Origin of the sequence: Chitinophaga sp. 180180018-3 (genome assembly GCF_037893185.1) — a bacterium.
GTDB lineage: Bacteria > Bacteroidota > Bacteroidia > Chitinophagales > Chitinophagaceae > Chitinophaga.
Genome location: NZ_CP140772.1, coordinates 5564740 through 5580440 on the forward strand (window position 1 = coordinate 5564740; position 15701 = coordinate 5580440).

The window sequence follows — 15701 nt, forward strand, 5'->3', positions numbered from 1 at the left end:
AAATATATGCAAACCCGACATTATCCGGCAACAGATAATTTTCTGGATGCTTTGCTAAAAAGTCAGGAAAACCGGTTAGGTGCTGTATTCGGAATGCCATCGGCCTATCGTTTACAGGTAATTTACACCCGGATCGACCGGGATGAGCAGCAGATACCTCATTTTACGGACTATTATTACGGCGTATCGCCGGCACCTTATTTCTACCCTGCTTCCACGGTAAAGCTTCCGGCGGCAGCATTGGCCCTGGAAAAACTGAATGACCTGGGAATCAATTGTTTAAATAAGGACACCCCTTTTTTCACATCTCCCTTAACAAATATTAATACCGGGGTACGCCGGGATGCTTCATCGGGCACCGGTATGCCTACCGTGGCCCATTATATAAAGAAACTCTTCCTGGTAAGTGACAATGATGCCTTTAACCGGCTGTATGAGCTCATTGGCCAGGAGCCGTTCAACCGGCGCCTGTGGGAAATGGGATATCCGGAGGTGCAGATACGGCACCGGGTAGGGCTTCCCCTTTATGAGGAAGATAATCGCCACACCAATGGGTTATATTTCCGGGATCAGGAAACCGAACTCTACCGACAACCAGCCTGTTTCAGCAACCTGGTGTTTTCTCCCCGGGAAGATTTTGCCGGAAATGCTTATGTGAACCACCTCGGCCAGCCGGAACAGCAACCAATGAATTTTTCCCATCGCAACCGCCTGCCTTTAACATCTCTCCATAATATATTACGCAGTATAATTTTTCCGGAGGCTGTAACAAATCAACAGCGTTTCCGTTTAACTGAGGAAGATTACCATTTTTTGTATCAGGTGATGTCGCAATATCCGGAAGAATCAACCAATCCGCTATATCATGCGAGACAATATCACCAGGCATACACCAAATTTTTGCTTTACGGAGGAGACAAAGATTGCCGGATACCGGACCATATCAGGATCTTTAATAAACCCGGCTGGGCATACGGATTTTTGACAGATACCGCTTATATTGTGGACTTTGCGAATAGTACAGAATTTCTGCTGTCTGCCAGCTTATTTGTGAATACATCCGGCATCCTGGGCGATGACCAACAGGCATTTGAAAAAACAGGTAAGCCATTCCTGAAAGCATTAGGAGAAGTAATCTACGAGGCGGAAGTACAACGTAATAAAAAAGTATTACCGGACCTTTCACGTTATCGGTTAAACAGCTAAACACAAACTATCAATAACACTCTAAAAAAACTGAGAGGAAAATGCTAATCAAAAAAAATCGCATTTGGGCAGTTGTAGCCCTGCTGACAGGGGTAATCGGGTTTTCATCCTGTTTGAAAAACAATAACGTTACACCTCAACGCCCTATGGCCCGGGTACTGGTGTTTGGTGTTTCCAACAACGCTGTTCCCGCCACTTTCTATGACAACAACCAAAAAATTACAGGGGACAATGCCAGTGTAAACTTCAATTTCGTTGGAACTTATGCAGTTTATGGCGGAGACCATATTTTTGAATTAAGGAAGAAGGGAGCCGACAGTGTGATCACCACCACACAGTACACGTTTGATTCTACTTCTTACTATACTTACTTCATTGTAAATAATAACCCGGTAAGATCCCTTGTTGTAAAAAGTGATTTTTCTACAGCAGATCAGCAAAAGATCAATATCCGTTTCCTGAATCTGTCTACCGGGAACAGTGATCCTGTAGATTTCTATATCGGTACTGAAAAAGCTGATAGTAACAGGCTGCCGGCTACTATGCCTGATCTGGCCAGTGCTACCAGTTTCGCTAAATACAGCTCTTTCAGTGTTAACAACAGTATTACTGTAAAGAAAGCAGGTACCGACCAAACCCTTGCAACCGTTTCCGGTAATGATCTGAAAACCGGAAGTCTTACTGTGGGTAACGTATATACCGTTTATTATGCAGGAACTACCGGCAGTACCGGCGCTGATAAACTGATGGTGAATGCAGTTTACAACTACTGGTAAGCATTAAGAATAGAGAAAGAAGAATTAAGAAACAGCGCAAAGCCCTTAGCGATAAATAACTATACGCTAAGGGCTTTGCGCTGTTTCTTAATTCTTCTTTCCCTATTCTTAATTTCTACTTACCTGTTTTTTCTGTAGGTTTGCCCCGGTCAATACCATGTTAAGATATGAATCAATTAGCAGACAGGCTGTCAAGGATTTCCGAGCCGCAAACAATCAAAATGGCTAAACTCAGCCGCGAGCTGAAAGCCCAGGGAATAGACATTGTAGACCTTAGTATCGGAGAACCGGATTTTGACACCCCGGCTCATATCAGAGAAGCCGCCAAGCAGGCGATTGACGAAGGGTTTACACACTACACTCCTGTAGCTGGTTACGCGGATGTGAAGAAAGCTGTAGTGCACAAGCTGAAAAGAGACAACGGTTTTGACTATACACCGGAACAGATCGTCGTATCAACCGGTGCCAAACAATGCCTGGCTAATGCAGTACTGAGCATTGTAAATCCGGGAGATGAGGTGATCATTCCCACCCCCTACTGGGTAACTTATTCTGAGCTGGTAAAGCTTTGCCAGGGAACAGTGGTTTTCGTTCCCTGCGGAATTGAAAACAATTACAAGATCACGCCGGAGCAACTGGAAGCAGCCATCACCCCTAAAACCAGGCTGTTTATGTTCTCCTCCCCCTGCAACCCTACCGGTTCTGTATATTCCAGGCAGGAACTGGAAGGACTGGCAGCAGTATTTGCCAGGCATCCACAAGTGATAATTATCTCTGACGAGATATACGAGTATATTAATTACGTTGGCAAACACGAAAGCATTGCGCATTTCGGAGATCTGATCAACCGTACTGTTATCATCAACGGTCTGAGTAAAGGCTTTGCCATGACCGGCTGGCGCCTGGGCTATCTTGCCGCTCCACTTGAAATTGCCAAAGCCTGTGATAAAATACAAAGCCAGTTCACTTCCGCAACCTGTTCCATCAGTCAACGGGCTGCAGTGACAGCGCTTACAGGCGACCTTGCTCCTTCCATGGAAATGGTGGCGGAATTCAAAAGACGCCGTGAATTTATTCACGAAGCGCTCAAATCTATCCCCGGCTTAAAGGTGAACGACCCGGAAGGTGCGTTTTATATGTTCCCGGATGTAAGTGCCTTCTTTAACAAGTCGTACGAAGACATGCACATCAACAATGCAGACGACCTCTGCATGTACCTGCTTCATAAAGCCAATGTTTCCACTGTTACCGGCGTGGCTTTCCAGCAACCAAACTGTATCCGTCTCTCTTACGCTACCAGCATGGATAAGCTGGAGAAAGGCGTGGAACGGTTAAGAACGTGGCTTGGAAAATTAAAATAAGGAAGCTCCCTCATACGTTAAGGATACGGACAGACCGGCGAATAAATACCATTGGGTGTATTTATCTGCCTATCTGTCCGTATTTCGTCAATCTAATTAAATAATATTTATATATTTGTGAACATAAAGTTCAAAGATGGATGTGAATATACTACTGTACGTAGCAATCGCCGCTGGTGCAATCGCTATTGTATATCCGACAATAAAGGATCTGTTCAAAAAGGATAAGCAAACGGGCACAACAGCAGAGGATAAGCAACCTTCCGTAAATGCGACTGTGCTGCCATTGCAGCTGCAGGCATATGAAAGGATGGCGCTTTATGTGGATCGTATTACTCCACAAAGCCTGATCGGGCGGATCTATCAGCCCGGGATGACAGCTGTGGACATGCAGATATCGATGGTACAGCAAATAAAGGCTGAATATGAATATAACATCACCCAGCAGATTTATGTATCAGCGATGACCTGGGAAGCGGTTAAGACGCTGAAGGAACAAACCATTTCGGTGATCAATCAGGTAGCCGTGCAATTGCCGCCGGATGCCACTGCATTGGATCTCAACAAACAGATCCTGGAAGTATTTATGCAGGCGGGAGAATCGCCGGCCGACCTGACGGCACAGATCATCAATGCCGAAGCGAAGAGAATAATGAGATAATACCTATCGGCTGCTGATCACTTCATTCAGCAGGTAACCTTTGCCATTAAACAAGATATACAGCGGCGTTCCACGATACCAGGGAACGCCGTTTTCTTTTGCATGTACCTGGATATGCAGATGAGGTTCCGTGCTGAAGCCGGAGTTTCCCACGCAGCCAAGCGGATCGCCCTGTTTAACGTACTGCCCTTCTCTGACTACCACACTTCCTTTTTTCAGGTGGCCGAGGAATACAAAATATCCGGGAGTTTCCAGCAACACCTGGTTGGGATGCCGGTTCATCTGCGGGGGAACATTGTCGGGATAATTGCCTGCAGCATGCGCCACGAGGCCATCACAGGGAGCATATACCGTATCCCCGAAAATGACATAATCTTCCAGGCGACGGGAAAAAATGCGGTTGGCCCGCCCTCCGTATTGATTAAGTTTGACGATATCCATCGCGTAAATGGCTCCTCTCAAACCATAGTGAAAGACATTAGTGGGTAGCCCTTTGCCTCCCTGCAATACAAAGTATTTACCTGGCTTAAAGGGAAAAGCCAGAGCCACCTTATCGGGTTTGCCGGTAGTACCGGTAAAATAAAGCACTATTGCCAACAGGAAGAACGCAGAGAAAAAACTATTGACAGCCCGTTTCCAGCCTGGTATTGCCCGCGAAGCAGTGCCGGGCCGGGTTAGCAGGTTAAGGAATGCAGCCACCAGCAATAGGGCGCCAAAGAGATATTTAAGGTAAAACGACAAATATACCCATGTACCATAGAGGTATAGAAAGCCTCCCAGAGAAAGCCCCAGCAACAAGGAGCTCCACGAAACTATCAGTGGTTTACCAGCTGCTTTCCGGGTGAGATATAAGCTGTACAATGCCAATGCCAGGGTAACGCCCAATAAACTGTAAATAATCATAACGCCCGCCGAACTTTCGCGCAAAATATCAATATTTTTCTCAGCGGCGAAGTACCATAATAATTATGTAACATTGCAACGCTAGTTTTAAACACCATGGAAAAGACCATTCAGACTGATTCAGGTATTGTGATAGCGCCGTTGTATACCCAACCGGTGGCTATGGAAGAAGCACCAGGCAGCTTTCCGTATACCCGTGGCATTCATGCCACCATGTATCGTGATAAACTGTGGACAATGCGTCAGTACGCCGGGTTCAGCACTGCAGAAGAATCCAATAAACGTTATCATTATCTGCTGAGCCAGGGAGTGATGGGCCTGAGCGTTGCCTTCGACCTGCCTACCCAGATCGGTTATGATTCAGATCACCCCATGTCGGAAGGAGAAGTGGGAAAGGTAGGTGTGGCCATCGATTCGCTGGAAGATATGGAGATATTGTTCAAAGGCATATCCCTGGAGCAGATCTCCACCTCCATGACCATCAATGCCACCGGATTTATTCTGCTGGCGTTCTATATTGCGCTGGCGAAAAAACAGGGTGCTGATCTGAAAAAGATTTCCGGAACCATACAGAATGATATACTGAAAGAATATGCAGCGAGAGGTACTTTTATCTACCCTCCCAAGCCATCTATGCGTATCATCACGGATATCTTTGCTTATTGCAGCAAAGAGGTTCCGAAGTGGAATACCATCTCCATATCCGGTTATCACATTCGTGAAGCCGGTGCTAATGCAGTACAGGAGCTTGCTTTCACACTGGCTAACGGTAAGGCCTATCTGAAAGCGGCGCTCGATTGCGGACTTGACATTAACGTATTTGCAAAGCGTCTTTCTTTCTTCTTCAATGCACACAATCACCTGTTTGAGGAAGTGGCAAAGTTCAGGGCGGCCAGGCGTATGTGGGCACACATCACACAATCGCTCGGGGCTACGGATCCGAAAGCGCAGATGCTGCGTTTCCACACGCAAACCGGTGGCAGCACACTTACAGCGCAACAACCACAGAATAACATTGTGCGGGTAGCCATCCAAACGCTGGCAGCTACCCTGGGCGGCACGCAATCGCTGCATACCAACGGGTACGACGAGGCACTGTCGCTCCCCACAGAAGAAGCTGCACGTATTGCACTCCGTACCCAGCAGATTGTGGGGTATGAAAGCGGTGTGGCCGATACAGTAGATCCGCTGGCGGGATCATTCTATGTTGAATCGCTTACCAACGAAGTAGAGCAAAAAGCCTGGGATCTTATTCATAAGATTGATGCCATGGGTGGCGCTGTAAGCGCCATAGAGCAGGGATTTGTGCAGGATGAAATAGCGAAGAGTGCTTATAAATATCAGCAGGAAATTGAGAATAATGAGAAAATAATCATTGGCGTCAATAAATTTACAGCAGCAGATCATGTGGCACCGGAAGTATTCCGCATCGACGACAGCATCCGGACGATCCAATCCGCGAGATTAAAATCGCTTCGCGAGCGGAGAAACAATACAGCCGTACAGGAGTCGCTCGCCGGCATCCGCACAGCGGCAACAGGTACAGAAAACCTGATGCCACTGGTTGTAACGGCAGTAGAGCAACTATGCACCTTAGGTGAAATAGCAGACGTGCTGAGAGAAGTATGGGGAGAGTACAAATAATTATATAAGCGTATCCAACAAACAAATGAGTCTAATCTATTACAACAACTGTCCGCTTTGTGGCTCGTCGCAGGTACACGAAGCACTTACTGCTAAAGACTATACTGTATCCAAAGAAACGTTCAGCATCTTTCATTGCGGCGGTTGTGGCGGCCGCTTCACGCAAAACATTCCTGATGGTGCCAACATCGGAGCTTATTACCAGTCGCAGGAATATATCTCCCACACTGAAACCCGGCAGGGGCTTATCAATCGCTTATATCACAGTGTCCGGAAAATCACGCTCCGTTCCAAACAAAATTGGGTGCGTAATGCCGCTGGCATGAAACAGGGCACACTGCTGGATATAGGCAGTGGCACGGGAGCGTTCATTCATTATATGAAGCAAGGTGGTTGGGCGGTCACCGGCCTGGAGCCGGATGAAAACGCCCGGCAGAATGCAAAGAATATTTACAATGTTGATGCCCTTCCCATAGAACAGCTATACCAGCTTCCCCCGCAACATTTCGACGTTATTACCATGTGGCATGTGCTGGAACATGTACATGACCTCCACCGCTATCTCGATCATATCCGTACATTACTCAAGCCCAATGGGTCATTGCTGATAGCTGTACCCAACTACACATCCTCTGATGCTGATTATTATAAAGAATGCTGGGCGGCATATGATGTACCAAGGCATCTTTATCATTTCTCGCCGGCATCTATGGAAAAATTATTGGCACAACACCAGATCAGTATTGTCAGGAAACATCCAATGGTATTTGACGGTTTCTATGTGAGTTTGCTCAGCGAAAAATACAAAACGGGGAAAAGCAGGCTGATACCGGGTTTCCTGCATGGGTTCATTTCATACAGGAAGGGGTTGAAGCAGGTGGATAAGTGCAGTTCGATTGTGTACGAGAGTAGAATTACGAATTAAGAATTAAGAATTACGATTTAAAGCGAAGACCTAAGGGGATAATAATCACATTTTATTATCTGCTTAGGTCTTCGCTTTAAATCGTAATTCGTAATTCTTAATTCGTAATTCTCATCTCTTCAATCAATCTCCCGCATCCTGCGTACTTATCTATCACGAAAAGTACATACCTGATATCTACCATGATGTTACGGCAGATGGAGGGATCGTAGTTAATATCGCTCATCGTGCCTTCCCAGGTTCTGTCGAAGTTCAGACCAATGAGGCGGCCGTTTGCATCCAGTGCGGGGCTGCCGGAGTTGCCGCCAGTAGTGTGGTTGGAGGCAATGAAGCAGACTGGCATTCTGCCATTCACGCCATAGCGGCCATAGTCTTTTTTCTTGTAGAGTTCAATCAGTTTTGCCGGCACATCAAATTCATAGTCGCCGGGAATATATTTTTCCATGACCCCATCGAGGTAGGTGTAGAAGTCGTAATGTATTGCATCCCGCGGGCTGTAGCCATCTACTTTACCGTAGGTAACGCGAAGCGTACTGTTTGCATCAGGATAGAAAGTTTTCCTGCTGCTCATTACATCCATCTGAGCCTGCATATAGGTACGCTGCAGGTTGTTAATGCGCAGTTGTATATCTGCTACCGGCCGGCTTACATTATCCACATATCCTTTGCGCATAGCCATTACAAGGCGGGCAGCCGGATCTTTCCACATTTGAGCAACTACGGTGTTATAGGGTTGCTGAATAAACGCTTTCAGTTTAGCCATCGACGTAAGTCCGGAAACTGCGTATAGCTTGTCGCTCAGCAGGCGGCTGTCTTTGTTGTTTTCCTGCCAGATCTGGGTAAACTCATTGCCTGCGTAGCGGGCGGGTACGCCTTTGGCATATAGTGCCAGCAGGCTTACGCAAATATCATGATCAAGTGTGGCGTTGTAGTTTTGATAGAAGGGCTGCATAGACTCGAGGAACTGGTCGCGCATGGATTCGTACCGGGCTTCACCTTTCTCGTGCACATCGTTGAGAAAGCTGATCAGCCGGTCGCCTACGGTAAACAATTCCACGTTCTTTACCAGTTCGCTGTAATAGTCTCTGGTTTGCGCGTAGGGTTGTATCTGCTGATAGTAGCTGTTCAGCGAATCGAGTACGCCACCGTATTGCTGTTTCCAAACCGGATTGGTTTCCAGCAGCTGACGGTAGGTTGTTTCATACTGGAGCTTTTTGCTGATGCCATGGGTTTGTTTCACTCCCTGCATCTCTCCCATCCATTTCTTCCAGTAATTGGCGGTACCAGCGTATTTGGCAGCATATTGGATTTTAATACCGGGATCTTTACGCATATACCCATCCATAATTTTCAGGGCAGCATCTCTCATTTCCACTTTCGCGGCATCCAGTACTTCCACCGTTTGTCTGACTCCTTCGGAAGGCAGGTATTCGGTAGTACGGCCCGGGAACCCCATCACCATTGTAAAATCGTTTGGCTTCACTCCTTTCAGGGAAATAGTCAGGGCGTATTTGGGCTTTAAAGGCACATTATCCTTCGAATAAGGAGCCGGACGACCATCCTTACCGGCGTAGATACGAAACATCGAAAAATCGCCTGTATGACGGGGCCATACCCAGTTGTCGGTATCAGAACCGAATTTACCGATGGCAGAAGGCGGAGCACCTACCAGTCTCACATCCCGGTACGTTTCGGTGATGAAAAGGAAATACTGGTTGCCTTCATAGAAAGGTTTGATCATGGCGTCCTGCCAGCTTTCTTTCCGTGCATTCAGCCGGATTTCGTTCAGCCGTTTATCGATCGCAGACTGGCGTTCAGGTTCACTCATGCCGGATTTTATATCCTGCACTGCAGCTTTGGTAACATCTTCAATACGCACAATGAAAGTAGCAAACAGGCCTGGATTAGGCAGTTCTTCGGCAGCAGACATTGCCCAGAAGCCGTTTTCCAGGAAATTATTCTGCAGGGAAGAATGTTTCTGGATCGCATCATATCCGCAGTGGTGGTTAGTCAGCAGCAATCCCTGCTCAGAGATAACCTCAGCCGTGCAGAAACCACCGAAGCTGACAATGGCATCTTTCAGGCTGCCTTTATTGATATTATAAATATCCGAGGCACTGATTTTCATGCCCATTCCTTTCATCTCCTTTTCATTAAGACCGGAGAGCAGCTGAGGAAGCCACATCCCCTCCGTGGCATAACTGTGTCTGGCGAGCACCAGGAGTACCAATAAGAGGACCGGTTTCACGATTCGTTGCAACATATCTGATATTCTTTTTATAAAGCAGGCAATTTACTATAATTCGGGGAGGCAGGAAAAGATAAGGTGCCGTTTCATATGATTCATCGATACAATGCAGCTATCTACAGACATTCCCGACGCAATCCGACAGGATTGTCAGAATTTCATTACTATATCATTGCAAATGGTCCGGTTAAAATCTTCGGTAATAATAGCACACATTACGGGGTGGCTGATATGCCTTGGTTTACCCCTTTTGTTTATCAGTGGCCAAACAGGCGACCGGAATGCGCTGTCGATACTCTTTTCTGCCGGCTACCTGGTATTTGCACTAACATACATCGCGATATTCTACTTCCATACCTTTTTTCTTTTCCCGGCATTATATTCCCGGAAGCAGTATTGGCGCTATTTGTTGTCAGTAGTACTGCTTTTCGGAACGATCAATTACATGAAGCCATTTGATCGTTTATTTGCCAGTCATCAGCCATTGTGGGGAGATGGACACCGGTATCCGCCACCGCAATTATACCTCGGGCTGGATCAGGGGCCGCCGGGTATGCTGGCAGCCGCACCACCGGGTATGACCACGATACCACCGGGAGAGCCACCGCTGACACATATAGATATCGTAAGTGATTTTCTTTTCCTGCTGACCATTGCACTGAGCATCGCAATAGAGACCACTCATCGTTGGCGGCAAACAGAAAAAAGAGCACTATACGCAGAAGCACGAAAAACCAAAGCAGAACTTTCTTTCCTGAAAGCACAGATCAATCCGCATTTCCTGTTTAATACCCTGAATAATATTTATTCGCTTGCCATTACGCGCAGCGACCGTACCGCCATGAGCATCATGAAGTTATCCAATATGCTGCGCTATGTGACGGAAGAAACCAGGGACGATTACGTGCTGCTGGAGAGTGAAATCGACTGCCTGCGCGATTATATAGATCTGCAGAAGCTGCGGCTTACGTCTAAAACAAAAGTGAACTTTTCCGTCAACGGCAACCCGGGCATCAAGTGTATTGCCCCGTTGGTGCTGCTGCCTTTTCTCGAAAATGCGTTCAAATACGGGGTCAGCAATCATGAGGCGTCGGAGATCACTATCCTGCTTAGTACTTCGGAAAAATATATTCATTTTTACTGCAGCAATAAACTCTTCAGCACCTTCCAGGAGCTGAATGATACAGGCATAGGGATTGCCAATACCCGGCAGCGGCTGGATCATTTGTATCCGGACAAATACGAATTACAGATCAGCGAGCATAACGGAGCTTATTCCATTTCCCTGCAATTACAGGCCTGAGTGATCAGGAATATTAAATTGGTTATGGCAGACAATGAGCCGCTGGTATTAAGGTTATCTAAAACCTACGCCAGGGAATTTTCATGTTTAATATTGTAATATCCTGAGGTCAGATATCATATCGTTATCGCGCAGCAATTAGAATTTCCGGATTGGAAATTTCACCAGGCCAGGGCCTGGTAATTGATGCCATGGGGAAATCCAATACAGGCATCGGTATCCAGGGTCCGGAAATTCATCACAGCGCTGCTCATGCGTCATAAAAGTGACACAGAACGTATAATGCAATTTATTATCAGCAATTGCATTATCCGTTCTGTGCCATTATGCATAGATCAGTAAGCATGCCTACCCGGGAATGTTGCGGTTGATGGCCGGGGGCAAGATTCATCACAATTTACCGTCGTCGGCATACGAACCGTCAAACAGTATCACAACTATTCAGCGAAGGGCTGAGGCCAAGCTATCATAGTTGCCCGGGCTAACAAATGCTTAATGATACAGATAGTTCAGCGCAATAATATCGTTTGCATTGAAGGTGCGGTTACCACCGTTGGAGCAGGCCAGCATCCAGGAGTTTGCATCCGGACCGGAAGGTGTACCCGGGATGTAAACAGCGCCTACAGTACTTGCACCTTCGTTGACAGGACTACCGCCGCAGCTGTAGGAACGATCCATATAATCAGTATGACGCATACCAATGCAATGGCCGACCTCATGCTGAATAACAGAGCCTACATACAATACATTTGGATTAGATCCGTATGCCTGAGCGTTGGTATTCATTTTAATGGTGCCATAAGGATCGCCTGTGCTGGTGGGGAAACCGGAAGAACCCAGTGTAATATAACCACCGCTTGGTCCCTGGTTAAAGCCTTTGATGGTAATCGTTGGTGTGCCACTGGTAATGCGCTGGAATTTGATCCGCAGGCCAAGGCGGTTATACCTTGCAATAGCGGTGTCGGTACCGGCAATAAATGCAGTACCAAGATTCACCACCTTTATGGTAACAACACGTGGTAAGCCGGTTACCAGATAATTAGTGCGATACTGTTCTGTTTGTGCTACTCTGAGTACAGGGCTGCTAACTGTTTCTTTCAACTGATCGGCAGTTAACAGGATGTCACCTTCTACCAGGTAACCATCCTCCGTTTTCACTACATTGTCTGTACTGAAACCGTTTGCTTTGATCTGGGCTAACACCTCTGCTGAAACCTGACTGGGCTGGTCTTGTTTCTGTGCACCATTTTTCTGGCAGGATGTGATCAGTAAAGCTGCCGCTGCACAGCAAAGCAGGGTAATTGATTGTTTTCGCATAGTTCAGATTTTTGGTTTAGGTTTTAAAAAAGATATTCCGTTTTGCCTGTTCTTTTAACAAGCAATTGTTAACAAATTCAAATGATCATTGCCAACAGCCGATTAAGTGTACAAAAGACATAACGCCCACTTATTCAAACTCCCATCGTTTGTTCTCTAACCGCAAATGCAATGTTTAGCTTTGCCTATCACCCGAAATACAACAGTAAAACTGTGCGCTCGTAACAGATGCATACAATAGCTAAAAGCCTTTAAAGGGCCTGGCATCAGATTTTAAGGGTTGGTTATGATTAAAATATTGCCAGGTGTTTCCGGCATCAGGATTTGCTCTATAGATAATTATTCGTGAATTGATCTTAACCGATCGCTATTCAGATTTTGTTGATTTTTTTTGTTAAGGATTTCCTCTTTCAATATTACAACTTTCGTTTTATTTAAAAAAAATATTTTAGGTTTTTGTCCCTATAAAATTGTGTTGAAAACGTAAATGCAGTAGCTTTAGGAAGCAACATCACACGAGGATCTCTTGTCGGTTGCCATTGTTCCGCATGAAGTTATTTCCCTGCAAAATATGGACCCTGCTGTTTTTGCAGCTGTTTTGTTTTTATATTGCCGTTGCCCGTCAACAGCAACCGGCCGACAGTATCGTGCTTCGATATGCTACTGATACCTGCAGTAACAGGCATCCTGCCGGTCCTTTTCTCGTGAAATTTTCCAGGATACCTACCGCCTCCACTTTGGGAAAGTATGGCCTGCTGCTTGCTGTTACCCGCTATCACTATATATTACAACAACAGCCGGCCGGTGAAAAAATTTCCGCCTGCTATATTGCCAGTAACAACTACAAGGCCACCGTACTGTTGCTGCAACAACTGGAACACGCTGCAGCCGGCGACAGTGTGCTCCTGCAGGTATCGTTCCGCCATCGGCATGATGCTTTGCAGTATGCCGGCATATATTGGTATTCCGACGTTTACCATGCAGCCCGTGTAAAAGTAAAGAAGCAGGACTGGCAGGCTTTTATCGGCCAGGAAGCAGTTACTTTCGCAGATGTGGTACAGCGGGCACATACCGAAATCATCATCAATACCAGTAATCTCATTGTTAACCGTATCAATATTGCACAACAACAGTTTCTGCAGATAGATGGAAGTCGTATAGCCGTTTCCGTTAAAGAAGACCGCTTCGATACAGCCGATATTGATCTTCGCGGGCGATATCTTCCTTCCGACAACGTTTCCATTTTCACCTCGTCGCATGCATTGGTGATGGCTACACTTATAGGTGGGGCAGGCAACAGCGGCGACAAAGGGACAGGTGCTGCCACCCGCGTGAAGCTTAGTTCTGCAGATTTCAACAGCAGTCTCTTTCCTGATAACGACAACTACTATACCCAATCTGCTATTACTATCCAGAACCATTCTTACGGAAATGAGATCAACAACGTTTATGGCGCCGAAGCAGCTGCTTACGACAAACATATCGTGGAGGCAGATACCATTGTGCACGTATTCTCTGCCGGTAATATAGGTACGCAAACTTCTACCAATGGCCGCTACCAGGGGGTTCCGGGGTATGCCAATCTCACCGGTAACTACAAGCAGGCAAAAAATATTATTACAGTAGGGGGTACAGACGGCCTGTCGAAAATAGTAGCACTCAGTTCTAAAGGTCCCGCTTACGACGGGCGCATCAAACCAGAGATAGCAGCATATGGGGAAGATGGCACCTCGGGCGCAGCGGCGCTGACATCCGGTGTAACAGCCCTGCTGCAGGATGCGTGGCGCCTCCAGTACCAGCAACCCATGCCTTCGGCACTCACCAGGGCTGTTATCATTAACAGCGCACTGCGTGCCCCGGGAGAGCTGCCGGGATTTGATCATGGTTTCGGCTACCTGCATGCGCTGAGTGCCCTGAAAACCATCCAGGAAAAGAGAATACTGCAAGGGGAGATCAAAGACGGTGCTGTCAGCACTTTCAATATCAATGTTCCCGTTAACACGGAGGAGGTGAAGATCACGCTATGCTGGAACGATCCTCCGGCTGCGGTCAATGCCGCGAAAGCACTCGTAAACGATCTTGACCTGGAAGCCGCCGGCACCGGAGGTCAGCGCTGGCTTCCCTGGGTACTCAACAATTACCCGCTGACTGATTCACTGACACAGGCGCCTGTCAGGGGGAAAGACAGTCTCAATAACGTAGAGCAGATCAGCATCTTCCGTCCTGCTGGTGGTACATTGCAGATCAGTGTAAAAGGAGCGCATGTTACCACGCCAGGTCAGAAATTTTACCTTGCCTATCAGTTCACTCCTATGCGCAGTTTTCAATGGCAATATCCGGCGCCGGGGAGTATACTGCCGGCCGGGCGGGAAGTACCGCTTCAATGGGAAACCAGTTACAGCGGCAATGGGGACCTGGCATGGAGCTCCGACAGCGGCCATACCTGGCAACCGCTGGGGCAACAGCTGCCAATGGTACCCGGCAGTTATAACTGGCTCACTCCCGGTACCCTGCAACGCGCATGGCTCAAGCTTACACTGCCGGATACTTCCTTTATCAGTGCTGCATTTTATATTTCGCCGGCCACCACGCTTCATACCGGGTTCAATTGTGCCGACAGTACCCTGATATACTGGAATGCCATTCCGGGCGCAACCGGTTATCAGTTGCTGACACTGGGAACCAGTCAGCTTATCCCCTACCGGCAGCAGGCAGATACTTTTGCTTTCATCGCAAAATCGCAGGTACCTTCCCGTTATTTTGCTGTCAGTCCCGTAGCCCGGGCAGGCTGGATTGGTATGCGCAGCTATGCCGCTGATTATTCGCAACAGGGAGTTGGTTGCTATGTTGCAAATCTGCTGGCGGATAAAACCACATCGGGAGGCGTATTGCTTTCCCTTAACCTGGGCAGCACTTACCAGCTCCAAACTGTTTATTGGGAAAGATTGACCGGAAAGGGCTGGGTAACGATACATCAGGACCCTGTGAATAATGCGCTGCAGTTTAGTTATGCCGACAATGGGCTACCTGACGGGTTGCTGCGTTACCGGGTGCGACTGGAAACCACGGGGGGCACTTACATTTATTCTGATCCGGTGTCTATAGAAATCATGCAGCAACACACCGTGCTGTTGTTCCCCAATCCCGTAAGCACCACGCTGTATATCCTCGATTCAACTGAGCGCAGCCGGCAGTTAGTGATTACCGATATAAGCGGCCGTATTATGCTGCAACAGCGCCTGGAAGCCACCCAGGAAACAGTACCGGTGCAACAGCTTGCCAATGGCGTTTATACCTGCAGCATCTATCTGAATGGCAAACGTATTTATACCACCAAGTTTGTAAAGCAACAATAAC

At 47.2% G+C, this 15701-nt stretch carries 11 protein-coding genes; 8 read left to right on the forward strand and 3 right to left on the reverse strand.

The features are described 5' to 3' along the window. The first annotated feature begins 6 nt into the window (after nucleotides 1-6). The 4 genes from UNH61_RS21605 (at nucleotide 7) to UNH61_RS21620 (ending at nucleotide 4004) form a co-directional block, all read left to right on the forward strand. Nucleotides 7-1206 carry a serine hydrolase gene (locus UNH61_RS21605; RefSeq protein WP_326994084.1) on the forward strand — a complete coding sequence of 400 codons (1200 nt, stop codon included), beginning with the start codon at nucleotides 7-9 and terminating at the stop codon, nucleotides 1204-1206. Nucleotides 1207-1247: 41 nt separating this feature from the next. Further along, the gene (locus UNH61_RS21610; protein WP_326994085.1) at nucleotides 1248-1982 is read left to right on the forward strand and encodes a DUF4397 domain-containing protein; all 735 of its coding nucleotides are present in this window, start codon (nucleotides 1248-1250) and stop codon (nucleotides 1980-1982) included. A 167-nt stretch (nucleotides 1983-2149) separates the two neighbouring features. Next, the gene (locus tag UNH61_RS21615; protein ID WP_326994086.1) at nucleotides 2150-3343 is read left to right on the forward strand and encodes a pyridoxal phosphate-dependent aminotransferase; all 1194 of its coding nucleotides are present in this window, start codon (nucleotides 2150-2152) and stop codon (nucleotides 3341-3343) included. Nucleotides 3344-3479: 136 nt separating this feature from the next. Then, complete coding sequence (locus UNH61_RS21620) at nucleotides 3480-4004, forward strand: hypothetical protein (RefSeq protein ID WP_326994087.1); 525 nt, start codon at nucleotides 3480-3482, stop codon at nucleotides 4002-4004. A 3-nt stretch (nucleotides 4005-4007) separates the two neighbouring features. Here the strand turns inward: UNH61_RS21620 and UNH61_RS21625 are convergent, their stop codons facing one another. Continuing rightward, complete coding sequence (locus UNH61_RS21625; RefSeq protein WP_326994088.1) at nucleotides 4008-4931, reverse strand: M23 family metallopeptidase; 924 nt, start codon at nucleotides 4929-4931, stop codon at nucleotides 4008-4010. A 72-nt stretch (nucleotides 4932-5003) separates the two neighbouring features. On the opposite strand from UNH61_RS21625, the gene UNH61_RS21630 reads away from it, so the two are divergent. Then, entirely contained in the window at nucleotides 5004-6551 is a 1548-nt protein-coding gene (locus tag UNH61_RS21630; RefSeq protein ID WP_326994089.1) for a methylmalonyl-CoA mutase family protein, read from the forward strand. Nucleotides 6552-6576: 25 nt separating this feature from the next. Next, nucleotides 6577-7476, forward strand: a complete 900-nt coding sequence (locus tag UNH61_RS21635; protein ID WP_326994090.1) for a class I SAM-dependent methyltransferase — start codon at nucleotides 6577-6579, stop codon at nucleotides 7474-7476. Nucleotides 7477-7573: 97 nt separating this feature from the next. Here the strand turns inward: UNH61_RS21635 and UNH61_RS21640 are convergent, their stop codons facing one another. Then, a complete protein-coding gene (locus UNH61_RS21640; protein WP_326994091.1) occupies nucleotides 7574-9739 on the reverse strand; it encodes a S46 family peptidase in 2166 nt (721 codons plus the stop codon). 163 nt (nucleotides 9740-9902) lie between these two features. Between UNH61_RS21640 and UNH61_RS21645 the strand changes: the two genes are divergently transcribed. After that, nucleotides 9903-11027: a sensor histidine kinase gene (locus UNH61_RS21645; RefSeq protein ID WP_326994092.1), complete on the forward strand. Its 1125-nt coding sequence runs from the start codon at nucleotides 9903-9905 to the stop codon at nucleotides 11025-11027. Between the two features lie 492 nt (nucleotides 11028-11519). Here the strand turns inward: UNH61_RS21645 and UNH61_RS21650 are convergent, their stop codons facing one another. After that, entirely contained in the window at nucleotides 11520-12344 is an 825-nt protein-coding gene (locus UNH61_RS21650) for a M57 family metalloprotease (RefSeq protein WP_326994093.1), read from the reverse strand. 548 nt (nucleotides 12345-12892) lie between these two features. Here UNH61_RS21650 and UNH61_RS21655 point away from each other — a divergent pair. Beyond that, entirely contained in the window at nucleotides 12893-15700 is a 2808-nt protein-coding gene (locus UNH61_RS21655; protein WP_326994094.1) for a S8 family peptidase, read from the forward strand. Nucleotide 15701 lies beyond the last annotated feature (1 nt).